General features: G+C 33.7%; 19 protein-coding genes and 1 pseudogene. 2 read left to right on the forward strand and 18 right to left on the reverse strand.

Annotation, left to right across the window (positions count from 1 at the left end; genetic code table 11):
• The 5 genes and pseudogenes from SA378_RS03075 to rph form a co-directional block, all read right to left on the reverse strand.
• Window positions 1–1,475, reverse strand: a pseudogene (locus SA378_RS03075) (excinuclease ABC subunit UvrA); the annotation flags it as partial.
• 10 nt (window positions 1,476–1,485) lie between these two features.
• The gene (gene uvrB / locus SA378_RS03080; RefSeq protein WP_318524523.1) at window positions 1,486–3,474 is read right to left on the reverse strand and encodes an excinuclease ABC subunit UvrB; all 1,989 of its coding nucleotides are present in this window, start codon (window positions 3,472–3,474) and stop codon (window positions 1,486–1,488) included.
• A gap of 137 nt (window positions 3,475–3,611) precedes the next feature.
• Window positions 3,612–4,097, reverse strand: a complete 486-nt coding sequence (locus SA378_RS03085) for a metallophosphoesterase (RefSeq protein ID WP_318524524.1) — start codon at window positions 4,095–4,097, stop codon at window positions 3,612–3,614.
• The gene (locus SA378_RS03090; protein ID WP_318524525.1) at window positions 4,072–4,692 is read right to left on the reverse strand and encodes an XTP/dITP diphosphatase; all 621 of its coding nucleotides are present in this window, start codon (window positions 4,690–4,692) and stop codon (window positions 4,072–4,074) included. Before SA378_RS03090 ends, SA378_RS03085 begins: the two co-directional genes overlap by 26 nt.
• Window positions 4,677–5,432: a ribonuclease PH gene (rph, locus tag SA378_RS03095; RefSeq protein WP_318524526.1), complete on the reverse strand. Its 756-nt coding sequence runs from the start codon at window positions 5,430–5,432 to the stop codon at window positions 4,677–4,679. The genes SA378_RS03090 and rph overlap by 16 nt, the downstream gene beginning before the upstream one ends.
• Window positions 5,433–5,682: 250 nt before the next feature.
• On the opposite strand from rph, the gene SA378_RS03100 reads away from it, so the two are divergent.
• Window positions 5,683–7,029, forward strand: a complete 1,347-nt coding sequence (locus SA378_RS03100) for a sigma-54 dependent transcriptional regulator (protein WP_318524527.1) — start codon at window positions 5,683–5,685, stop codon at window positions 7,027–7,029.
• Window positions 7,030–7,037: 8 nt separating this feature from the next.
• Here the strand turns inward: SA378_RS03100 and SA378_RS03105 are convergent, their stop codons facing one another.
• The 10 genes from SA378_RS03105 to ilvD form a co-directional block, all read right to left on the reverse strand.
• Window positions 7,038–9,152, reverse strand: coding sequence for a stalk domain-containing protein (locus SA378_RS03105; RefSeq protein WP_318524528.1), 2,115 nt, complete (start codon window positions 9,150–9,152; stop codon window positions 7,038–7,040).
• Window positions 9,153–9,307: 155 nt separating this feature from the next.
• The gene (locus SA378_RS03110; RefSeq protein WP_318524529.1) at window positions 9,308–10,171 is read right to left on the reverse strand and encodes a DegV family protein; all 864 of its coding nucleotides are present in this window, start codon (window positions 10,169–10,171) and stop codon (window positions 9,308–9,310) included.
• Window positions 10,164–10,736 (reverse strand): DUF1836 domain-containing protein, encoded by a 573-nt coding sequence (locus SA378_RS03115; RefSeq protein ID WP_318524530.1) that lies wholly within the window; start codon window positions 10,734–10,736, stop codon window positions 10,164–10,166. Before SA378_RS03115 ends, SA378_RS03110 begins: the two co-directional genes overlap by 8 nt.
• A 207-nt stretch (window positions 10,737–10,943) precedes the next feature.
• On the reverse strand, window positions 10,944–11,870 hold the full coding sequence (locus tag SA378_RS03120; RefSeq protein WP_318524531.1) for a substrate-binding domain-containing protein: 927 nt from the start codon (window positions 11,868–11,870) through the stop codon (window positions 10,944–10,946).
• A 146-nt stretch (window positions 11,871–12,016) separates the two neighbouring features.
• Window positions 12,017–13,264: a DHHW family protein gene (locus SA378_RS03125; RefSeq protein WP_318524532.1), complete on the reverse strand. Its 1,248-nt coding sequence runs from the start codon at window positions 13,262–13,264 to the stop codon at window positions 12,017–12,019.
• Between the two features lie 9 nt (window positions 13,265–13,273).
• Window positions 13,274–14,680 (reverse strand): MBOAT family O-acyltransferase, encoded by a 1,407-nt coding sequence (locus SA378_RS03130; protein WP_318524533.1) that lies wholly within the window; start codon window positions 14,678–14,680, stop codon window positions 13,274–13,276.
• Between the two features lie 206 nt (window positions 14,681–14,886).
• Window positions 14,887–16,149 (reverse strand): TRAP transporter large permease, encoded by a 1,263-nt coding sequence (locus tag SA378_RS03135; RefSeq protein WP_318524534.1) that lies wholly within the window; start codon window positions 16,147–16,149, stop codon window positions 14,887–14,889.
• Window positions 16,149–16,640 carry a TRAP transporter small permease gene (locus SA378_RS03140; RefSeq protein ID WP_318524535.1) on the reverse strand — a complete coding sequence of 164 codons (492 nt, stop codon included), beginning with the start codon at window positions 16,638–16,640 and terminating at the stop codon, window positions 16,149–16,151. Before SA378_RS03140 ends, SA378_RS03135 begins: the two co-directional genes overlap by 1 nt.
• Window positions 16,641–16,677: 37 nt before the next feature.
• The gene (locus SA378_RS03145; protein ID WP_318524536.1) at window positions 16,678–17,709 is read right to left on the reverse strand and encodes a DctP family TRAP transporter solute-binding subunit; all 1,032 of its coding nucleotides are present in this window, start codon (window positions 17,707–17,709) and stop codon (window positions 16,678–16,680) included.
• Between the two features lie 42 nt (window positions 17,710–17,751).
• Window positions 17,752–19,410, reverse strand: a complete 1,659-nt coding sequence (gene ilvD / locus SA378_RS03150) for a dihydroxy-acid dehydratase (protein WP_318524537.1) — start codon at window positions 19,408–19,410, stop codon at window positions 17,752–17,754.
• Between the two features lie 273 nt (window positions 19,411–19,683).
• On the opposite strand from ilvD, the gene SA378_RS03155 reads away from it, so the two are divergent.
• Entirely contained in the window at window positions 19,684–20,319 is a 636-nt protein-coding gene (locus SA378_RS03155; protein ID WP_318524541.1) for a FadR/GntR family transcriptional regulator, read from the forward strand.
• 1 nt (window position 20,320) lies between these two features.
• Here the strand turns inward: SA378_RS03155 and SA378_RS03160 are convergent, their stop codons facing one another.
• From SA378_RS03160 to SA378_RS03170, 3 genes are read right to left on the reverse strand one after another with little or no spacing between them, the layout of a single operon-like run.
• The gene (locus SA378_RS03160) at window positions 20,321–21,316 is read right to left on the reverse strand and encodes an ABC transporter ATP-binding protein (protein ID WP_318524538.1); all 996 of its coding nucleotides are present in this window, start codon (window positions 21,314–21,316) and stop codon (window positions 20,321–20,323) included.
• Window positions 21,313–22,107, reverse strand: coding sequence for an ABC transporter permease (locus tag SA378_RS03165; protein WP_318524539.1), 795 nt, complete (start codon window positions 22,105–22,107; stop codon window positions 21,313–21,315). Before SA378_RS03165 ends, SA378_RS03160 begins: the two co-directional genes overlap by 4 nt.
• 16 nt (window positions 22,108–22,123) lie before the next feature.
• Complete coding sequence (locus SA378_RS03170; RefSeq protein ID WP_318524540.1) at window positions 22,124–23,176, reverse strand: extracellular solute-binding protein; 1,053 nt, start codon at window positions 23,174–23,176, stop codon at window positions 22,124–22,126.
• Window positions 23,177–23,297 lie beyond the last annotated feature (121 nt).

Genomic DNA, 23,297 nt, shown 5'->3' on the forward strand with positions numbered 1-23,297 from the left:
CGCTGTGATTCTCCGCCGGACAATGTGCTTGCATTTCTGTCCAATGTAAGATAGTTAAGCCCCACATCTGATAAAAATTGAAGTCTTGAATTTATTTCCTTTATAATTTGACTGCCTATTATTGTGTTTTTCGGACTTAATTCCAGTTCATTAAAAAATTTTATCATTTTTACAACTGAAAGCTTAGTCACTTCATAAAAGTTTTTATTACCTACTTTTACTGCAAGGCTCACCGGATTTAATCTTGCACCATGACAATCAGGACATGGGCTTTCATTCATATATTCTTCAATCCATTCCCTCATTTCCGGTGATTTTGTTTCCATGTATCTTCTTTCAAGGTTGTTTACAACACCTTCAAAATCTCTGACGTAAACTTTTGGTCCCTGAAACTTGCTTACAAAATCAACTGTTACATTTCTGCCTTTTGTTCCGAAAAGAATTTCATTAATAAATTCTTTTGGTGCTTCAGACAGTGGTTTTGTTATGTCAAAGTCATTATACTCTGCAATTGATTTAAATATTTGATAATAATAACCTTCTTCATCTGCTCCGAATGGAACTATGGCTCTTTCAGCTATTGTTTTTGTATAGTCAGGTATAATTAAATCAACGTCTATTTCTTTTTTTACACCCAATCCGCTGCAAGTTTTGCACATTCCAAAAGGGTTATTGAAAGAGAACATTCTGGGGGCTATTTCTCCAAAACCAATGCCGCAGTCTGTGCAAGCAAACTTTGTGCTCATGAGGTATTCTTCCTTGTCTATTACATCAATCAGCACCATTCCTCCTGAAAGTTCAAGTGCTGTTTCAAGTGAATCAACAAGTCTTTTTTGAATACCTTCTTTTATTACAATTCTGTCTATTACAACTTCAATGTTGTGCTTTTTATTTTTATCCAGCACTATGTCTTCTTCCAAATCATACATTTCTCCGTCAACTCTGACACGAACAAAACCGTCTTTTTTTATGTCTGTTAACAGTTTTTTATGAGTGCCCTTTGCTCCCCTTGCCATTGGAGCTAAAATCTGTATTTTAGTCCGCTCTTCATTTTCCAAAACTTTGTCTGTTATTTGATCTATTGTTTGAGTTGTTATTGGTTTTCCGCAGTTAGGACAGTGAGCAGTCCCCACACGGGCATACAAAAGTCTGAAATAATCGTATATTTCAGTGACGGTTCCAACTGTTGAACGGGGGTTTCTGTTAGTTGTTTTTTGATCAATGGATATGGCAGGTGACAATCCTTCAATTGATTCAACATCAGGTTTTTCCATTTGACCTAAAAACTGTCGGGCATATGAGGACAAACTTTCCACGTATCGCCTTTGTCCTTCTGCATAGATTGTATCAAAGGCAAGAGATGTTTTTCCTGAACCGCTGACTCCTGTAAATACAATTAATTTATCTCTTGGAAGCTCAACGTTGATATTTTTTAAATTGTTTTCTTTTGCTCCCTTTATTATAATTTTATCCATTGTTTTCCTTTCACTCAACTACTAATTTGATGTGGTTTTTGATTTTTATTTCTTTAATCTGATCTCTTATGTGTGCTGCTTTTTCAAATTCAAGATTTTCTGCTGCTTTTCTCATTTCTTTTTCAAGCTCTATTATATAAGCTGCAACATCTGTAAAATCGCCTTTGGATTTGGATTTATATTTTTCATCTTCTTCTGCTGCCTTGGTTGCCTCAATTACATCACGCACACCCTTGATAATGGATTTTGGAGTTATATTGTGATCTTTATTGAATTTGTCCTGTATTTCTCTTCTTCTGTTTGTCTCTCTTATTGCTCTTTCCATGGAACCCGTCATTTTATCGGCATACATTATTACCCTGCCGTCAACATTACGGGCAGCTCTTCCCACGGTTTGAATGAGGGATGTTTCAGAGCGAAGGAAGCCTTCCTTGTCTGCATCAAGTATTGCTACAAGTGAAACTTCAGGCAAATCCAATCCTTCTCTTAAAAGGTTGATACCAACGAGAACATCAAATTCTCCAATGCGCAAATCCCTTATTATTTCCATTCTTTCCAGTGTGTCTATGTCTGAATGAAGATACCTTACTTTTATGCCTGTATTTTTAAAATAAGTTGTCAAATCTTCAGCCATTTTCTTTGTGAGAGTTGTAATCAGAACTCTTTGATTTTTACTTATTGTAATATTCATTTCATTTCTTAAATCATCTATTTGATTTTGAACAGGTCTCACATATATTGGAGGATCCAACAGCCACGTAGGACGAATAATTTGTTCAACAACATTTTGAGAATGTTCCGCTTCATATGGTCCCGGTGTGGCGCTTACGAAAACAACCTGATTGATTATTTTTTCAAATTCATCAAATTTCAAAGGTCTGTTGTCTAAGGCTGAAGGAAGCCTGAATCCGTAGTCGACCAATGTTGTTTTCCGCGCTCTGTCTCCGTTGTACATTCCCCTTACCTGAGGTATAGTGACATGTGATTCATCTATTATCATCAAGAAATCTTTCGGAAAATAATCCAGCAGTGTAAATGGTTTTGTTCCGGGTGGCAAATTGTTTATGTGTCTTGAATAATTTTCTATGCCGTTGCAGTAACCCATCTCCTCGAGCATTTCAACGTCATAGTTTGTTCTTTGTTCAAGCCTCTGCAATTCTAAAAGTTTATTTTCACTCTCAAAATATTTAAGTCTTTCCTGAAGTTCTTCCTTTATAGTAACTACTGCTCTGTTTACATTTTCTTCTGTTGTTGCATAATGAGTTGCAGGAAAAATGGAAACATGACTTCTTCTTCCTATAAGTTCTCCTGTAACTGTATTAATTTCAGTAATTCTTTCTATTTCATCCCCAAAAAATTCTACCCTGATAGCATTTTCCGAAGAAGACGCAGGAAAAATTTCCAAGGTGTCTCCTCTTACGCGGAATGTTCCTCGGGTGAAGCTTATGTCATTGCGCTTATATTGTATTTCTACAAGTTTTCTTATTGTTTCGTCTCTGTCTTTTTGCATTCCCGGTCTAAATGATATTACAAGATTTTCATAATCAATAGGGCTTCCCAATCCATATATGCATGAAACGCTAGCTACAATTATAACATCCTTTCGTTCAAAGAGAGCTGCTGTAGCTGAGTGTCTCAATTTATCAATTTCATCGTTAATTGATGCATCTTTTTCTATAAAAGTATCACTGCTTGGCACATATGCTTCCGGCTGATAGTAGTCGTAATAGCTGACAAAGTACTCAACAGCATTATCAGGGAAAAATTCTTTGAATTCTGAACATAACTGAGCTGCCAGTGTTTTGTTGTGAGCTAAAACTAGGGTTGGTTTTTGAACTTTCTCGATAATATTTGCCATAGTAAAAGTTTTACCTGAACCTGTAACACCTAAAAGAGTCTGATATTTTAATTTTTTTTCCAATCCTTCTGAAATTTTAATTATAGCCTGGGGCTGATCTCCGGTTGGTACATAGTCTGATTTAATTTTAAATTTGCCCATAACACACCTCAGTTCGTCTAAACATATGTTCGTTCTATTATATAGCTTTTGTTATTTTAAGTCAACAAAAAAACTGTTGCTTCGTATCTTGTTTATAAAAAAATATACCATATTAATGGTATTTAAAAATTAAACAATTAATTTTTTATTGATTCTATGCTGCTGATGATTTTATCATCTGAAATTTCCAATATTCCGAAGCTTGCTCGTCCGTCCTTTGGAAAAATTGTACTTCCCGGGTTAAAAAATAATATGTTATCTATTATTTCATTTTGTGATTGATGCGTGTGACCGTATAAAACTACATCTGCATTTTTTTCTTTTGCATACCGTAGCAATCTCTGTAAATTTTCTTTGACATTATGAATATGGCCGTGCGTGATTAACAATTTCTTGTTTTTTATAACTTTTGTAATGACTAATTCCTTGTTATGCACATCGAAATCACAGTTTCCGGGAACTTGGTAAACTGTATCTATATTCAATTTGTCTGCAAACTTTTGTGCATCCTTATATTTGTCGCCGCAATGAATTAGAATGTCATATTTTCCATGTTCTTGAATTTCAATTATTTGGGAATCTAAAATTACACCATGACTATCGCTTAATACCAGAACTTTCATTTATTTCCTCCAGTTTTTTCTTTAAATTAAGCAATGCATTTGCTCTATGACTTATTCTATTTTTTTCTTCGTCTGTCATTTCTGCAAAAGTTTTTTCCACTCCATCCACTATAAATAAAGAATCGTATCCAAAACCATTTTCTCCTCGTTCTTCAAATGCAATTTTACCGCTGCATGTTCCTTCTGCCATTATTTTTTTTCCATCTTCAAAAACAACTGCAATAATTGTTTTAAATTTTGCTGTTCTTTCTTCTGCAGCAACTCCGCTTAAATTTTTAAGAAGAAGTTTGTTGTTATCTTTATAGGATACAGCTTCCCCTGCATATCTTGCTGAATATACACCCGGATCACCATTAAGAGCATCAACGAACAAACCTGTATCATCAGCAATTACTATGCCGTTTACAAGTTTGTGCAGTTCTTCGGCTTTTTTAAAAGCATTTTCTTCCAATGTACTGCCATCTTCAACAACATCAAATTCATTGTACCCTAAGTCATCTTTTGATACCACTTCATAATTCATGTCTTTCAATATATCTTTTATTTCAATAATTTTATGCTTATTGCTGCTAGACAAAATTATTTTTCTACCCATTTTCCTATTTCCTCGCTTATTTTTTCTCCCAATGCATTTCGCTGAACTTTATATAAATCTTGGCATCCTTTTGCTGCTAATGCTATCAAATTCATAAAGTCATTGTGTGTAAAAGTTGATTCTTCACCTGTTCCCTGCACTTCAACAAATTCACCCTTATTAGTCATCACTATGTTCATATCAACATCGGCACCAGAATCTTCTTCATAACACAGGTCTAATATTGTTTCTCCTTTTATCATTCCTACACTTACAGCAGAAACAAATGATTTAATAGGAATTTTTTGTATTAGTTTCTTACTCAATAATCCATGGAAAGCATCAACCATTGCTACAAATGCTCCAGTAATTGAAGCTGTTCTTGTACCTCCGTCTGCTTGAATTACATCACAGTCTATCCACACTGTTCTTTCTCCAATGCTTTCTAAATCAACAACACTTCTTAAGCTTCTGCCTATAAGCCTTTGTATCTCTTGGGATCTTCCGTCAATTTTCAACTTGTTTATATCTCTTGCTTTTCTTGTTTTTGTTGAAGAAGGTATCATCGAATATTCTGCTGAAACCCAGCCTTTACCTGTTCCTTTTAAAAAAGGAGGTACCTTTTCCTCAACCATTGCTGTGCAAATAACTTTTGTATTTCCAACCTCTATTAAAACTGAGCCATCCGGATGTATCAAATAATTTCTTGTAATTTTAACAGGTCTCAATTCATCATTTAATCTGTTATCGATTCTTTTCATGATATCTCCTTGCATAAATAAACTACAAATATTATACCCTATTTATACATCTTTAACAATAATAAACAATTAGTTTTTACATTGTTGAAAATTTAATCAAATTTGTAGTATTTCTCTTGACTGAATAAGCAACTAGATTGTATAATAGTCAAAATCAATAGTATCTTTATATAATTGTTTTCTAAAATATTGATAATTCAACATTTATGTAAAATTTTAGCAATAGGTATTGTTGTATAATTCTTAAGGAGTGTTTATCATAGAAGAAATTAATATACTAATAATTAAAGATGAAAAATCTTATATTCAAAAATTAGAAGAAGTTTTATCAAAAATAACAAAAAATATATCAGTCTGTGCAGATTTTGACACAGCTATTGAAAAGTTTTTAAATGAGAGATTTGATTATGTAATAACTGACTACAATCTGTTTGATGAAAGTTTTACAATAAAAAATTTCACTGAGTCTTACCCTCAGACAGATTTAATTATTGCAGCGACAAATCCATCATATTTAGATGGAAGCATAGCCTTGAACCAAGGTGCATTAGAATATATTGATTTTAATAAAGAAGATATTTCACTTCCAATGAAACTTCTTGATTACAGTGAAGATAAAAAAGATAGAAAAAAGCTTAAGGATGATTTGTTTAATAATTATTGTTTAAACAGTAAAAATGATACCTTCTTAAAAGTTTTGTCACACTGTGAAAAAGTAGCTAAATCAAAATCAAATATACTTTTAATAGGAGAACCGGGCACCGGAAAAGAAATTTTAGCAAAGTACATACATATATGTAGTCCGAGAATATCAAATAAATTTATTTCTTTGCAATGCAGTTCTTACACAGAATTAATGTTGGAAACTGATCTGTTCGGCAAAGAAATGGAAGGAAAATTTGAGCTTGCAAACAATGGTACTTTATTTCTTGACGAAATAGGGAATATAAGTATAGAAACTCAAACAAAACTTCTAAGAGTTTTAGATACAAAAAAAGTTTCAAGAATTAACAGTGATAAAGAGAGAATAATTGATTGCAAACTCATATCATCCACAAGCAAAGATTTATATACTGAAGTAATGAATGGCAGTTACAGAGAAGATTTTTTCTTTAGGATAAATTCTATAGTAATTAAAGTTCCTCCGTTAAGAGATCGAGCAGAAGACTTAGAACAGCTTATAAATTATTTTCTAAAAAAATCACAGGATGAAAATGGAATTATAATAAATTCAATTGATTCCGAAGCAAAAGATTTTCTTTACACATATGACTACTCTGGTAACATACGAGAATTAAAAGCAATTATCGACAGAATGGTTGTATTATCGGTTGACGGCAGAATAACAAGAGACGGAATACCAATACTCTTTAATATTAGGAAAGAAATCAATGTTCCTAAGGTTGAAAACTATAAATCCATTATTTCATTTAAAGATTATAAGAAAGAGTCTGAGGCTCAATATCTAAAGTGGGTTTTGGAACAAACAGGAGGCAATGTAACAGAAGCTGCAAGAAGGCTTAATATGAGTTCGAGGCAACTGTTTAATAAAATAAAAGAATACGACATTAATAAGACAATAAAAAAAACTCCCTAGGAGTTTTTTTATATTGTTGTTTCATCAAGAGCTTTTAAATTATATAAACTGATAATATTAATAAGTTTTAATGAATAGCTGGAATCCGTTGCATACCCACACCTTCTGAGAGCCCATGCCCCCTGAGTACTATCAAACATTACTTGTCTGAATGGTTCATATCTGCTTTTTGTAAGCAGCAACTCGTTATGATTATCCCAACTCTCGCTTACATTGTTGTATGCTCTGAATTCTGAATCTATTCTAAATGAAACTCCATTATACTCTTCCCATGTGTTTGACGTGACAGAACCAGCAGATCCTGTCCCTTTTATTCCAAATAGATTATTTGAAAATTGACCGTCATACTTATCTACAGGTACACTCTGTCCCCATCCTGTTTCAAGTATTGCTTGAGCAGTTTGCAAAGCTGCAGACATTCCAGTTACTTGCTTTGTTTCTTTATCTAACTGAGAAGCAAAACCCATAAATTTATCTTTTTCAATTATAGGCAATGCTGTGTATAATTCACCCGTATAAATTGTAAATTTAACTTCCTCTGTCGTTATTATTTCTCCTGCATATATACCTTCAGCCCTGATGCTCCAGTTTCCTGCATCCCCATCGCCTGGAGTGTAAGAATATTCTGCCAAATAGTCCGCACCTTCACCAACAACTTTTGTTTGTCCTGTACTTAGGTTTGTAAGAATGTATTTAATACTTTCTAAAACAACATTGCTCTTAACTTTAAGATTTACAGTTCCTGAAACAACCTGTCCCAGGCCAACACCCTGCAGAAACACTTTTGCAGTTCCTGATACGTTTACCGGAATGCTTTCGCTTATATATGTGTTACCGGCTGTATCTTTAACTCTTGCGTAAAGTTCTTTTTGTCCTGCCATATCAGGACCTGGAAACCAACTGTAGCTTCCGTAACCGTTTTTATACAGCACGGTTTCAGTTCCTGTTTTAGTGTCAACAGCAACGTATTCAGTTTCGGATACATTGAAATTTCTTGAAGCAAACAATGTAACTGAACCATCTATTGTTTGATTGTCAACTACTCCTCCAAGTATTAATTTCCTTTTAACTTTAACTTTAACATTAACATAATTGCCTTCATAAGCCTTACCCTTTGTATCATAAGCTATTACTTTTACAGACATATTTCCATTGTCCTCCATGACGGGAATCATTGTGAACCCGCCTAATGGATCTAATTCATGTGATATATAATATAATTCTAAATCAGGATTAATTATTTCATATTTTACATAAGCTGCTGAAAAGTTCAATTCTGCCCCAAGAGGAACTTTGTCAGCTGTAATTAATTGACCTTCCGTTATACCTGTCAAATTTATTTGTGGATTTATTTCAACTTTTACCGGAATTGCATCTCCTGCCAGAAAATTTCCCTTATTGTCATAAAATGCAGCAACAAGAATTTTATTTCCGTTGTCTTCCATTGCCGGCATCCATTTGTATGGTATTTCAAAATCCGTTCCTCTTGCAATTACAAATCCTTTAGCTGTATCCTGGTCAAGGAGAAGATATTTTATTTCTGCAGAACCTGCAGGTGCCGGGCTGTCCAATGTTGTCCCAAGATAAGTTGTTCCTTCAATAACTTGTCCCGATTCAACTGATGTAATTTCAACATCAAAAAATGATGTAAATTCATTTTTTTGAGAAGAATCAACAATAACTGTTCTCTCATCATTATCCCATTCAATTCCTACTCCCAGTGCATTGCTTACCAGACGTATAGGTACAAATGTGCGGTCTTCTTTTATTAATGGAGCAACATCAATCAAACTGTAAGATGTTTTATTTCCATTTGTGTATTCAACCAAATTGCTGTCTATTCGAAGCAACACCTGAATGTCGCCTTTTGTTATATGTACTATTCTGTTATCATTGTCCCAACCTACTTCAGCATTTAAATTTTCTGCTATCACCCTGATTGGCACAAGAGTTCGGTCATCCTTAATAAATGGTTCCGGGTCTGTTGCTACTTCTTGTCCATCTATTACGAGCTTAAATGAAGCATCTGCATAAGCGCTCGGTATGAAATAACAAATGGACATAACAATCATTAACATTGAAATAAATATGTACTTGTTTAAACTGCTGTATTTTTTCTTCATAACTTTACCCCTCAACTTTATATCTATAATTAATTATACCATGAAAATTAAATAATAGAGAATTTAAATGGTGAGAATTTTTCCCATAAAAACAAAAAAGCACCTATACTCTTCAATAAGTGCTTCCATCTATTAATTTAACATTTTGTTACTTTTTACTCGTCACCCAAATCAAAATAACCTATTCCGATAAGTCCCGGTCCTGTGTGCACACCAAGTGCCGGAGAAATTTGTCCTTCCATAAATATTGTAGCATTATCTATATAAGACTTCATTTTTTCTTTGACTTTATCAGCTTCTTCCTGTGCATATCCATGGCAAATTGTAAGATAATAATTTTTCTTATTTTTAATTTTTTCCTGTACAATTTCCATTAATTTATTAATGCTTTGCTTTCTTCCCCTTACTTTATCAACTGTATAATAAATTCCATCTTTATCGCAGGCAATAATCGGTTTGATTTGAAGTATGCTGCCAAGTATACCTTCAACTCGGCCCAATCTTCCGCCCTTTATGAGATAATGCAATGTTTGTATACTGTAGTAAATATAAGAATCTTCAATTTTAACTTCTACTTTCTTAATGATTTCTTCAAAATCTAATTGTTTTTCTACTAATTGTGCAGCGTATATAGATAGAAACCCTGAACCGAGTGCAATATTTTTAGTATCTATAACAGCTGTTTTTATATTTTTACACTCTTCACAAGCTGCCTTAATAGCATTGTAAGTTCCGCTCAATCCTGAGGAAATTACCGGAATAATGATTTGTGTATACCCGTCTGCTACAATTTTTTCTAACATTTCATGTATTTCTCCCATAGTTGGAAGACTTGTATGAGGTATTTCATTTTGCAAATTTTCATACACTTCTTCAGGTGTTATATCAATTCTGTCATGATAAGATTTGTCTTTATAATTGATACCCAATGCCAACTGATAAATATGAAATCTTTCTAGCAAATCCTGTGGAACATCTGAGCAGGAATCTGTCAGTACTGCAATTTTATTATCATTCATGAGTTTCTCCTTCACTCGCCGAGATTTGTATACTTCTAATTTTTGTTTCAATAATTTTTTCAGTTAATAGTTTGTTTGAAAGTGACGTAGTAATGGAAGAAATAGCAAGCTTATCATATTCAATTTCTCTCGCATCCAATTTATAAGTATTTTGTTTTTCTAAAATCGGTATAAACGCTTTTCGCATGGATTCCTCGAAAACTTCACCAAAATCATCATAAGCCTTTTCATTTCCATGTATGGCTGATTGCAGTTGTATTCCCTCTTTTATTTCTGTTATTGTCAATACCTGTTTAAGCATTGTAATTACAATCACATGTGCAATGTGCAGTTTTTCATACTTCTTCTTCACCGGCTTTGGCATCATGCCCCATTTTACATAATTGTTCACCATGCTCTTGGTAATAAGTTTTTCATTACCAATTTGCATAAAAGATAATTCATCGTTTACAATTTGCAAAAGCTGGTCACAATAAATCGGAAATTTTGGCAAATCGTTCCACTTTATAAGTTTTAATTCACTCATCATCCTACTGTACTGATATAAATCTATATTATTATCCATCATTTTTCCTTTATCGTAAACTGTATTATGTAGTTATTGTAACTATTTATATGATAGTGTAAATATATACATTTGTCAAGTAAATAAAAAATGAGCATTACACTTTTAGCGCAACAGCCCAGTTTAATATATGAATTCCCCGTACAAAGAAAGCAGGCTAGGCGCCTGCTTTCTTTTTCATCATATTTTATTCTGGAGGGTTATTAGTTATTTAATTTCTGACCATTTTGTTATTTCACCAGTATAAATTTTTGTAATGTTTTCTGTTGAAATATCTGTCATAGGATTTTCATTGTTTAATATTACTGCTATACCATCTATTGCAAGTGTATGTTCATTTAATTGTGATTTTTCATCATCTTTTAATTCTCTTGAGCTCATTCCTATGTCATAAGATCCGTCAATAGCTGCTTTGATACCTTGTGAAGAACCATTTGACTGCATTTCAAATACCACATTTGGATTAAGTTCTTTGTAAGCTTCTTGAAGTTTTTCCATTAATGGTGTTACTGAAGTTGAACCTGCAAACTTAATAGTTCCTGACATACCTGTCGCTTTATATTCAACTGGGCTTGCTACTGCTGTAATATAATTTTTTTCTCCCACTATTTGTTGTCCTTGAACAGATTCTGTAAAGCTGATAAAATCTTTTACAAGATCATTTTCAGTTCCTTTTGTTACTAGAAGGAAAGGTCTTGCTACTGCATAAGCTCCGCTTTTTACATTTTCAATAGTTGCCTCTACTCCGTCAACGTTAGCTGCTTTTATTCTTTCACTTACTGAACCGAGGGAAATATATCCAATTCCATACTTATCCCCTTCTACAGCTGTAATAACTTTATCAGTTCCATCAAATTCTAAAGCTCCAACAACTAATTTATCTACTTCAGTATCTCCTTCTTTTACCTTAATTTTCATAAGTTCATGAAAAGCTCCTCTTGTTCCTGAAGCTGCATCTCTTGCAATTACTGTTATATCATTTTCCATATCGAAATCTGGTGCTGCTGGTTCTGCTGCTGGCTGTTCTACTGCTGGCTGTTCCGCTACTTGTTTAGGTTCCTCTTTTGCGCATCCTACAAATGCTAATGACATTATTAATACGGATGATACTATTGTTAATATTTTTGATTTCATTTAATTTTAATCTCCTTTAATTTTTTTCTTGTGCTTAATATATATCTCACAAGTAAAAGAAAAACCATAGAAATGTAAATTGTATGTAATGTTTTCTATCAAATTAATTTTACTTTAAAATTCCATACACGTTTCTCACTTTTGTTCTATTTAGTTAAACCTAATATATTATCCATAAAAGTTTCAAAATTTGTGGTTAAGATGTAATTTAAAAATATTACATCATCTATTTTGTTGTCTTTTACAATATTTATGATATTTTCCTTGCAAGATCTTGGGTCTACAATGTAAATTTCACTATAGTGAGGTACAAGAAATGGAACAAAAGCATTTCCGTTTGAATCCTTAATTATCATTGCTTTTTTATCTGTCTTAGCTTCTGTTTTAATTATTCCAAGCGGAAAATCTCCTCCTATAAAAACACCATACTTTTGGTTGGTTTCGAGATAATATTCATTTATGACAGCTCCCTCGTATGATTTTTTCTCTCCTGTAGTTTTGTCATAGTAATATACGGTCATCTCACTATCTACAGGTGGATTATAATATATGACATCATCAGGACTTTCGTCTACCTTTTTAGAAGGATTTATATTAGAAATATACCCTAGAAATCCAGGAAATCTTTCTTCCCTATATTTAGTTAATTGCAATGGAACAAATCCTGCCGCTTCTGCAAAAGCAGTGTAACCGTAATAAGCGCCCAAAGCAGTCCAGTGATGGTCTGTTCTGAAATAAATATATTCATCACTGTGGTTCTGCAGAGCAGAATAAACATCGACCGCCTTAATATTTTCAGACAAATTGCTATTCACATACTCTATAGCGTCAAACTGTGAATCAGATAACTCCTTGTATTTTTCATTGTCTAAAAATTCTATCTGGATAGGAGTAAGAACAGAGTAAACATTAATGTTGTCACCAAGCATACTTTGCACAGCATTAAGCGTATCTGCATATAATTTGCTCTTATCAGAGTTAAACTTAAATATTTCCATCACCGTATCATCCAGTATTAATAAATTACCTTTTGCTGCTGGTTCAGCTGCTGTACTATTACTTTCTTCTTCTGAATTTCCTCCAACATTCTGTCCTTCAAAATCTACCAAAAGAACTTCTTCTTTTCTGCTTATTCCTTTATACTTTGACAATTCCTTGCTTGCTTGAATAAAATTTTCTCTGTTTAAAAATTGGTCAGAAAAATAGTTTTCCACATCCATAAAATACTGACCTGAAAAAAGATCCTGAACATAAAATTCAGGTCGTCCCGCAAGCATCCTGTTTTCCACCTCAGAAACGGTCTTGTTTTTTGGGGAAAAAATATTTAATATAAAAATCAGAAAAATTACAATTAAAAACAGCCATATGTTAAATTTACAAATATTCTTTTCCACTATAATCTCCTAAAATCTAAAGTATAAAAACGGATTAAATGTTTGCCCCAAAAGCAAGCTGGTGCTTACAATTAAAATTATTGAATTAAACACAGCATGTGCAATTTCGATTTTTGAGCTCACCCAATCAGTAATTCTATTTAATTTTTCATCAATGAACTTAAAAACCGGCGTGCTTGCAACAATTGCAAATACAAGAAAAAATACATTGTTTAAAAATTCAACTTCAAATTTTACATCATAAAAAGGGTTGTCCCCCACACCAAACATTATTCCAATGAATTCAACAGCCTTAAATATATCGATGAAATAGAAAAACACCCAACCCACAACAACAACCGTTAACAAATAAACATGAGAAAGAAATGGCGGCAGCTTTTCGATTAATTTTGATAAAATTGTCCTTTCAATCAATAAAAACACCCCATAATATAATCCCCAAATAATAAAGTTCCAGCTTGCACCGTGCCAAAAACCGGTTAAAACCCAAACTAGCAGCAGATTTCTTATTGAATGCTTTTTGTTTCCGCCAATAGGTATATACACATAATCCCTGAAAAAACTACTTAGTGATATGTGCCATCTTCTCCAAAAATCTTTTACGTTCTTTGCAATATATGGATAATTAAAATTTTCCTTGTAGGTAAATCCGAACATTCTTCCTAAACCGATTGCCATATCGGAATATCCGGAGAAATCAAAATAAATTTGTATAGTGTACATAATAATTCCAAGCCACGCTCCCAATACCGACAAGTCGCCTAAATTCCCATCAAGAAACAATGAGGCCGTCTGTCCTGCACTATTTGCAATTATAACCTTTTTTAACAATCCTAATATAAATCTGTCAATACCGTAGCTGAATTTGGATATTGTTATTATTCTGTTGTCAATTTCATTCTGAACATCCACATATCTGACTATAGGACCGGCTATTAATTGATGATATAAAGAAATGTAAAGCAAAAGCTTGTAAAATTTCTTTTGTGCAGCAACATCCTGTCTGTAAACATCAACCACATATGAAATAATCTGAAAAGTGTAAAATGAAATTCCTATAGGAAGGCCAACTGTACTCAATTTAAAATTCAAATTAAAAATATAATTTATGTTTTCAATTAAAAAATTGTAGTATTTAAAAAATCCTAGCAGCAACAAGTCAATGGTTATTATTGAAGCTAAAACAAATTTGCTTTTATTTGTTTCTTTGTACTTATCAATAAGAATTGCTGCAAAATAGTTTAACACGGTATTTAAAAGAAGGACAAAAACAAAAACAGGTTCTCCCCATGCATAAAAAAACAAGGAAAAGCTAAGCAGGACTACATTTCTGTATGTGTTACTCCCACTCATAAAATAAAACAAAATATTTAAAGGAAAAAATAAATACAAAAAAGTTAAACTTGAAAATACCATTAAGAATATCCTCCTGATGAAATAGTGAAGCTTTATTTATTATCTCAAAGCATTTTAACATCATTTTTATCTTACTATAAAATTAATTAATTATCAATTAATTTATCTGGTTATAAAAATTAACATAGTTATTTATTAACAAAAAACAAGCATTGAAAAATTGCTCATCAATGCTTGTTTTTGTTAATAAATGCGATACTTGTTGCTTATATAATTAAAAAAGGAAAGGCAATAGGCAAATATACATATAACAAAAATACAATTATTAAACCTACAAGGTATGGCACAACCGATTTTGCAATTTTCTCTATAGGAATCCCCGTAATGCTTGATCCTACAAATAAGTTGATCGCAACTGGCGGAGTTATCATACCTATGGCAATGCCGATTACAAACAGAACTCCAAAGTGAACAAGATCAATTCCTAACATTTTAACTAAAGGTAAGAATACAGGAGTCAGCAATATAACTGCTGATGAAGTTTCCATAAATACGCCGGCTATCAATATTATTACACTCATCAAAAACATAAGAATATATTTATTTGTAGATAATGCAAGTACACCTTCAGCTATTTGTTCCGGTATCTTCCAATTTGCCAATGCCCATCCGAATACTCCGCTGCATGCAATTATTATCATAATAATTGCGGATGTCTTGGCACTGTTAAGCAATATTTCTTTTAGTTCTTTTAATGTTAAATCTCTGTAGATAAATGTTGATACCAACAATGCATATACTACTGCAACAGCAGCAGCCTCTGACGGAGTAAAATAACCCGAAAATATTCCGCCCAATATTATTATTGGCATTAAAAGCCCCCAAATTGACTGTTTAAATGTTGTCCATACATTTCTTAGAACAAAGTCTGAACCTTTTGGATAGTTATTTTTATATGCCTGAACCAAAGAAATAGCTATCAAAATCAATCCCATACATATCCCGGGAGCAAACCCATTGGTAAACAGCTGCGTAACACTTTGGTCAGCTATAACTGCGTATAAAACCATCGGAACAGACGGAGGTATTACTACTCCTATACAACCGGCAGCTGCAATAAGAGCGGTGGAAGAAGCTTCGTCATATCCGCGTTTCCTAAGTTCCGGTACCATTGTAGCTCCAACAGCTGCTGTTGTGGCAGCACCGGAACCTGAAATAGCTGCAAAAAACATTCCGGCAACAACTGATACTATGGAAAGACCTCCTCTTACCATTCCAAGCATTGATTCGGCAAATGAAACCAACTTTCTTGAAATTGATCCTCTTGCCAACAAGTCTCCTGCAAGAATGAAAAACGGTACAGCCACAAGAGGGAAACTGTCAGAGGAAGCAAACATACGCTGTACAACAATGAGAAAATTCACGTCACCCTTTAGCAATACTGCAACACCTGCAATTGCTACTGAAAAGGCTATAGGTATTCCCAATATCAAACAACCTATAAATACTGAAAACAACAATGCTGCCATTATTCAATATCCCCCTTCCCAGCAAATAACCTTAAGGAATTATCAATTGCATGTAAAATCATTACAGAAAATCCTATAGGTATTGACATGTATATGTATTTCATAGGTATACGCAAAGCTGCTGACAGCTGGTTACCCTGAAGGGACGTATACTTAAATCCAAAAGCCGTAGCAATCGCAAACAATATTCCGCACAACACATTTACAAGCAAGTCAGAATATTTTCTAAAATTTTCAGGCAGCAAATCCTGCACCATAGTCACAGCAATGTGTCCATTTCTTTTATAAACAACTCCTGCGCCGAAAAATGTTGAATATACCAACAAGTATCTGGCAAGCTCCTCACTCCATGAGAGCGCACTGAAGAATACACGACATATTATTTGCACTGTGGTTACAAGAACCATCAGTGCAAGTATAACGATAATCATAGTGCAACAAATTTTGTCAATAAAATTGCTAGTTTTATGTATAAATTTCACCATATACATAAATTCTCCTTTCTATTGTTGCATCATAAATAAAAATTTATTTAAGAGCATCTGATATTCTGTTCAAATAGTCTGAATATTGAGGATACTCAGCATATACAGACTGAACAGCTTCCTTAAAACTATTTAAATCAGGTTCTGTTACTATTTCCATACCATTTTCAATCAAAGCTGCAATTTGGCTTTCTTCATTGTCAGCAACCCATTGTCTTTCATATTCTGCAGCTTCTTGAGCTGATTCCTTGAATATTGTTTGAACATCTTCAGGAAGTTTATTGAATTTATCAAGAGACATTGTGATTAATGCTGCTGCATATGCATGACGTGTCATAGTAACATTCTTTTGTGATTCCCAAAGTTTGTAAGAATAAATTACGTTGATTGGATTTTCCTGTCCATCGATAGTGCCTTGCTGTAATGCTGTCAAAGCTTCTGTCCATGCCATTGGAACTGCATTAACTCCTAATGAGTTAAATGTCTTTGTGTACACTTCGTTTTCCATTACACGTATTTTTAATCCTGCAGCATCTGATGCTTTTTCAACTGTTTTCTTGCTGTTAGTTAAATTACGAAATCCTCTTTCAGCATATGCCAAACCTTTTAAGTTTGCATTTTCCAATTTTCCTAATAATTCTTGTCCAACTTCCCCGTCTAAAACCTTGTATGCTTCTTCATTGTTACCGAATAAAAATGGCATATCCAAAACACCCATTTCAGGAACAAAATTTGAGAAAGGTCCGCTTGTTATGATACCCATGTCCAATGTGTTCATTTGCATGCTTTCAAGCATTGTCCTCTCATCTCCTAAAGAGCCGTTTGGAAATATTTCAATTGTGTATGCGCCATTTGTACGTTCATTTACCAATTCAGCAAATTTCTCTGCAGCTACTTGGAAACTGTCTTCTTCATTAACGGTTGTACCCAATTTCAAAACTACCGGTTCACTTGCACCTTGATTATCAGTGTTTTCATCTGCAGGCTTAGTGTCAGTATTGCTTGAACAAGCTGCTAAACTTACGATCATAACCATTGCCAAAATTATTGCTGTAACTTTGTTAAATTTTTTCATTTTTATCCTCCTAGTTTTTGTAATTATAATATTTTGAATTTATTATTCAAGGATTGCTCCTTTGTTTCCAGAAGTTACCATTCTAGCATATCTTGCCAAATAACCTGTAGTTATTTTTGGTACTCTAGGCTGCCATTTTGCTCTTCTTTTTTCTAATTCCTCATCAGATATTACAAAATCTATTTTATTTGCATTGATATCTATTTTAATTATATCTCCCTCTTCAACCAATGCAATATTTCCTCCTACAGCTGCTTCCGGAGAAACATGTCCTATAGATGCACCTCTTGTAGCTCCAGAAAAACGTCCATCTGTAATAAGAGCAACACTTTCACCTAATCCTCTTCCCATTATAGCGGATGTAGGATTCAACATTTCTCTCATACCAGGTCCACCCTTTGGTCCTTCATATCTTATAACAACGACATCCCCTGCAACTATTTTTCCAGAATTTATTGCTTCTACTGAATCTTCTTCACAGTCAAACACTCTTGCAGGACCTTCGTGAACCATCATAGAAGGAGAAACTGCCGAACGCTTAACAACACATGTGTCAGGTGCAAGATTACCCTTTAGTACTGCAATGCCTCCTGTTTGGCTGTATGGGTTTTCAATTGGTCTTATTATTTCAGTATTTAAATTTACACTGCCTTTTAAATTCTCAGCAATAGTCTTGCCTGTGCATGTAATGAGATCTGTTCTTAAAAGTCCTTTTTTAACAAGTTCATTCATTACCGCATAAACTCCACCAGCTTCATCCAAATCTTCTATAAACGTATTGCCTGCAGGTGCAAGATGACAAAGGTTAGGAGTTTTGGCACTTATTTCATTAACAATTTCAGGATTGATTTCAACCCCTGCTTCATGAGCTATTGCAGGAAGATGAAGCATGCTGTTTGTGCTGCAGCCTAGAGCCATGTCAATAGCCAGAGCATTTATAAATGCTTCTTTTGTCATAATATCTTTTGGTCTTATGTCTTTTTCTAAAAGTTCCATTATTTTCATTCCTGCATGTTTTGCAAGTTTTATTCTATCTGAATATACGGCAGGTATAGTTCCATTTCCTTTTAAGCCCATTCCTAATGCTTCAGTTAAACAGTTCATGCTGTTTGCTGTATACATACCTGAGCACGACCCACAAGAAGGACATGCCTTGTCTTCATATTGTTCAACTTCATCCAAAGAAATTTTTCCTGCATTATATGCTCCAACAGCTTCAAACATGTCAGACAAACAAGTTTTTTTGCCGTTTATTCTACCAGCGAGCATTGGTCCGCCGCTTACAAATATTGTAGGCACGTTTATTCTAGCTGCTGCCATTAAAAGTCCCGGAACATTTTTATCACAATTTGGAACCATTACTAATGCATCAAAACAATGCGCCATAGCCATAGCTTCTGTAGAATCAGCAATCAATTCTCTTGTTACAAGAGAATATTTCATGCCAGCATGTCCCATCGCTATTCCGTCACATACTGCTATAGCCGGAAATACAATAGGTGTTCCTCCTGCCATTGCAACTCCCATTTTTACAGCTTCAACAATCTTGTCCAAATTAACATGTCCAGGCACTATTTCATTGTGTGAACCCACTATTCCTATTAAAGGCCTATTTAACTCTTCTTTTGTAAATCCTGAAGCATAAAAAAGCGAACGGTGAGGAGCCTGCTGAACACCTTTAGTAACTGAATCACTTCTCATAATAACCTCCATAAATTTGATTTGCTTTTATCATATGACATCATATTACCACTAACGTTGTATTATGTCAATAAGCAATCGTATTCTTTTATTTTATTTGAAATTTATATTGAAATAATTACGTTTACAAGGTATTTAAAAACCAAGTTAAAAAATGTCTTGTATTATGTCCTTGAAACAGTTATTATATTATCATGATTTTCATATGATTAGGAGGAATTAATTTTGCAAAACAAAAGGTTATCTGAAAAAAACGCCGATATTATATTAAATATGATTACTGTAGAAAAAAAATATCTTCCCGGAGATAAATTACCTAATGAAAACGACTTAGCAAATGAACTTAAAATAAGCAGAACTACTTTGAGAGAGGCAATAAGAATATTAATAACCAACAATATCCTTGAAATAAAAAGAGGAAAGGGAACTTATGTAACTTACAGAAAAAAAGTAAACGAAAAAATATGTTTAGATGAAGCTATGACTGCAAGAGTCGGCTTAAAGGATCTAATGGAAATAAGACTTATAATTGAACCTGAAATAGCATACTACGCTGCAAAAAGAGCTACAGACAGTGAAATTGAAAAAATATTGTATTATGGACATTTAAATGAACAGCTGATTTTAAACGGAGAAGAACGAAGTGAAGTAGAACAGTTGTTTCACAACTTAATTGCAAAGGCAGCACACAATGAATTTCTTAATAGACTAATGCCAATGATAAGTCAAGGTATTTATAAAGGTATCATACTATCAAAAGAAAAGTGCAAAATAAACGATGACACGATAGATGACCATCGAGCAATAATGGAATATTTGAAAGCCAAAGATGCCGACGGTGCCAAAACATCCATGAGATTTCACATAATAAGAGCAATGAACAATTTCGGCATATCAAGAGAGGAATGATTTAACTTTCTTTTTGATAATTATATATTTCAAGCACTTCCTTTTTATCAAAACTAAAGTATATATCTTTTTTTATGTCAAAGCATCCATTTATATAATCGTAAATCATTGCCATTGCAGTTATATTTCCAAACTTTGTTAAAATAATTAATTCATAGTAATTTCCCATATCTGAAATCTCATAAATTTTCCCTTTGTAAGAATTTTCAGTTTTTTCACTACTAATCCTTACACTTTCTGGTCTTATTCCAACATATGGAGCATCCGTTTTTATGTTGTCAAACATTTCTGCCTTGAACACATTTTTTAAGCCCACAAAATCAGAAACAAAAGTGGAGTTTGGATGAATAAAAATTTCCTTCATGGTTCCTGTTTGAAGAACCTTTCCTTTATTAATCACACAACCACTTTCTCCGAGAAAAAAAGCTTCCTGGAAGCTGTGAGTAATCATTATTGTTGTCATTCCAAATTCTGAATGAAGCTGTTTCAAATCACGCATGAGAGTATCCTTTATATGAGCATCCAGTGCTGCAAATGGTTCATCCAAGAGTAAAACCTCAGGTTTTACAATCAATGATCTTGCCAAAGATACTCTCTGTTTTTCTCCTCCACTCAAATTCGTAGGATATCTTTTAAGAAGGTGGTCAATTTTTAACAGTTTTACAAGACGGTTGAAAAGTTCCTTGTCATTTACTTTTTTATACTTCAATCCGTATTCAATATTTTCCTCAACACTCATGTTAGGAAACAATATATAATCCTGATAACAAATTGAAACATTTCTTTTTTCGGGTTTCAAATTTGTAACATCGATATTGTTAATAATTATTTGGCCGCTGTCAGGTTTTAAAACTCCTGCTATTGTTTCAACTATTATGCTTTTTCCCGCTCCGGTAGGCCCTAGCACAATAAAAAATTCTCCTTCGTTCACTTTGAAATTTATATTTTCAAGCATAAATCCGCCTAAGTTTATATTAAGATTTTTTATTTCAATCATGACTCTCTCCTCCGAAACTTATTCATGGAAACAATCCTTAAAATTACAAAAATAACCAACGATATACTAAGGAGAATAACTGCCATTGGAACAGCATAAAGCATACCGTAGTTTGAATATCTTTCATAAATCAGCGTAGGTGCAATCATGGGATGATATGCAAGAATTATTACGGCGCCATATTCGCTTATAGACCTTGCCCAGGTGGTAATCATTCCGCTTACAATATCTTTTGATGCCAAAGGAAGAGTTACTCTTACAAATGTACTCAAATGGGATGCCCCAAGACTTCTTGATACATTTTCCATTCTTGGTGATATCCATTTGAAAGCTTCCTTCGAAGCATCAAACATTAAGGGCAGGCTCACAAAAGCCATTGCAATAACAATAGCAATTTCCGTTCCAAGCACTTCTATTCCATTATTAACCAATAATTTGCCGATAAAACTTTTTGGAGACAATACCGTAAGAAGAGCGATACCTGCCACTGTATGAGGCATTACCATAGGAATATCAATTATGCTTTCCATCATCTTCTTTCCCTTAAAATCATGACGTACCACAAAGTATGCAAAAGGAACGGTTAAAACAGCAGATATAATTGTAGTGATGGTTGCAGTCTTCATACTCCTGAATATTGTGTTCATTATTTCAGGATCTTTGAATGCATCCACAACCAAATTGAAATCTGTCCATGTAAATGTATTTATAACAGGAAAAGCAACGAAAAACAAAACTATTATTCCGCTGAAAATGGAAAAGATATATAATTTTTCAAATTTCTTAAACATTGCTTTTCCTCCGATTTTATTTATTTAAATACTGCAGTGATTCAGGTAGAGTTTCTCCCCCCAGGACTGTAATTTCATCTACAACCGGCTGACCTGATTCCAATAAGATTTTCATTCCTGCTTCTTCATCAAGCAATAATTTAACAAACTCTTCAGCTGCTTCAACATTCTTTGCAGTAGTTGGAATAGTAAGGCTATATACAATAGGTTCTCCGATTCTTGTTATAGTCGATCCCGGATCTTTACCATTTAAATCAATTGATGACTGAGCATATGAATCTTCAAACTCTATTGATGACATATTGATTTCCACCGGAAGCTCAACATAATCCAAGTCAGGATTCATTTTCATGTGCTGCATAGCCACTGACTCATATTCGAATGCGTAGTCGAGGGCACCAGTTTCAAGTAATGCAATCAATTCAACAGATTTAGGTCGAATGTTTTTTTCCTGACGAACACTTAATATTGCATCATTAAGTCCTTCAACTTCATAGTATTTTTCTGCCAGCTGAAACATAAGCACAGCTCTGTATCCGCACGGATCAAGATTAGGATCGCTGTGTCCAAAATTCACTCCATCCCGCTGAATGATTTCATACCAATTTTCATCGGTAATTTCATCAGCATAGTTGCTGTCCTTAGAATACATTATTACCATTGAATTTTTAGCAAACAATGCATTCCAGCTTGCATAGTTCGGAATCAAAAGAGAATTAATTACGTTATAATCTGCTGACGCAAAAACATCTACTGCATCTTCAAATTCTATAATTTTTCTCGCAAGTTCAGAACTTCCTCCAGATGTTCTCACAACATCAACGCCAGGATATTTTGCTTCAAACTGCTTTTCAACTTCTTCGAAAGGAATTGAAAGACTGCCGGCATGATAAACTACAACCTCTCCTGACAGTTCAGCAGGCTTGTCCGACTCAGTCTCCTGCGCAGGTACTTCAGGCTCTTCTGCCTGAGTCTCAACTTGAGCTGGTACTTCTGCCTGTTTAGCTTGACAGCCAAAAACTGACAATGCAAGCACCAACAGCATAACTAAAAACAAATTTTTTTTCATTACTTTTCCTCCTTTGAAATATAGGTAGTGTCAATAAGACACTCCTCTTTTTTTATTAAAAACTTTTATTTTCAAGGGTTACAGAATTTTTTAAAATAAAAAACAATGACCCCCTATTTTC

Source organism: Sedimentibacter sp., assembly GCF_033447055.1.
GTDB lineage: Bacteria > Bacillota > Clostridia > Tissierellales > Sedimentibacteraceae > Sedimentibacter.

Bases quoted from the DNA above. Each gene is read 5' to 3' on its own strand.
- SA378_RS03120 (WP_318524531.1), bottom strand. From the start codon at position 11,870: ATGAAATCAAAAATATTAACAATAGTATCATCCGTATTAATAATGTCA.
- SA378_RS03090 (WP_318524525.1), bottom strand. From the start codon at position 4,692: ATGGGTAGAAAAATAATTTTGTCTAGCAGCAATAAGCATAAAATTATT.
- SA378_RS03155 (WP_318524541.1), top strand. From the start codon at position 19,684: ATGATTACTGTAGAAAAAAAATATCTTCCCGGAGATAAATTACCTAAT.
- SA378_RS03145 (WP_318524536.1), bottom strand. From the start codon at position 17,709: ATGAAAAAATTTAACAAAGTTACAGCAATAATTTTGGCAATGGTTATG.
- SA378_RS03170 (WP_318524540.1), bottom strand. From the start codon at position 23,176: ATGAAAAAAAATTTGTTTTTAGTTATGCTGTTGGTGCTTGCATTGTCA.
- SA378_RS03165 (WP_318524539.1), bottom strand. From the start codon at position 22,107: ATGTTTAAGAAATTTGAAAAATTATATATCTTTTCCATTTTCAGCGGA.
- ilvD (WP_318524537.1), bottom strand. From the start codon at position 19,410: ATGAGAAGTGATTCAGTTACTAAAGGTGTTCAGCAGGCTCCTCACCGT.
- SA378_RS03135 (WP_318524534.1), bottom strand. From the start codon at position 16,149: ATGGCAGCATTGTTGTTTTCAGTATTTATAGGTTGTTTGATATTGGGA.
- SA378_RS03115 (WP_318524530.1), bottom strand. From the start codon at position 10,736: ATGGATAATAATATAGATTTATATCAGTACAGTAGGATGATGAGTGAA.
- SA378_RS03140 (WP_318524535.1), bottom strand. From the start codon at position 16,640: ATGTATATGGTGAAATTTATACATAAAACTAGCAATTTTATTGACAAA.
- SA378_RS03085 (WP_318524524.1), bottom strand. From the start codon at position 4,097: ATGAAAGTTCTGGTATTAAGCGATAGTCATGGTGTAATTTTAGATTCC.
- rph (WP_318524526.1), bottom strand. From the start codon at position 5,432: ATGAAAAGAATCGATAACAGATTAAATGATGAATTGAGACCTGTTAAA.
- uvrB (WP_318524523.1), bottom strand. From the start codon at position 3,474: ATGGGCAAATTTAAAATTAAATCAGACTATGTACCAACCGGAGATCAG.
- SA378_RS03105 (WP_318524528.1), bottom strand. From the start codon at position 9,152: ATGAAGAAAAAATACAGCAGTTTAAACAAGTACATATTTATTTCAATG.
- SA378_RS03110 (WP_318524529.1), bottom strand. From the start codon at position 10,171: ATGAATGATAATAAAATTGCAGTACTGACAGATTCCTGCTCAGATGTT.
- SA378_RS03160 (WP_318524538.1), bottom strand. From the start codon at position 21,316: ATGATTGAAATAAAAAATCTTAATATAAACTTAGGCGGATTTATGCTT.
- SA378_RS03130 (WP_318524533.1), bottom strand. From the start codon at position 14,680: ATGGTATTTTCAAGTTTAACTTTTTTGTATTTATTTTTTCCTTTAAAT.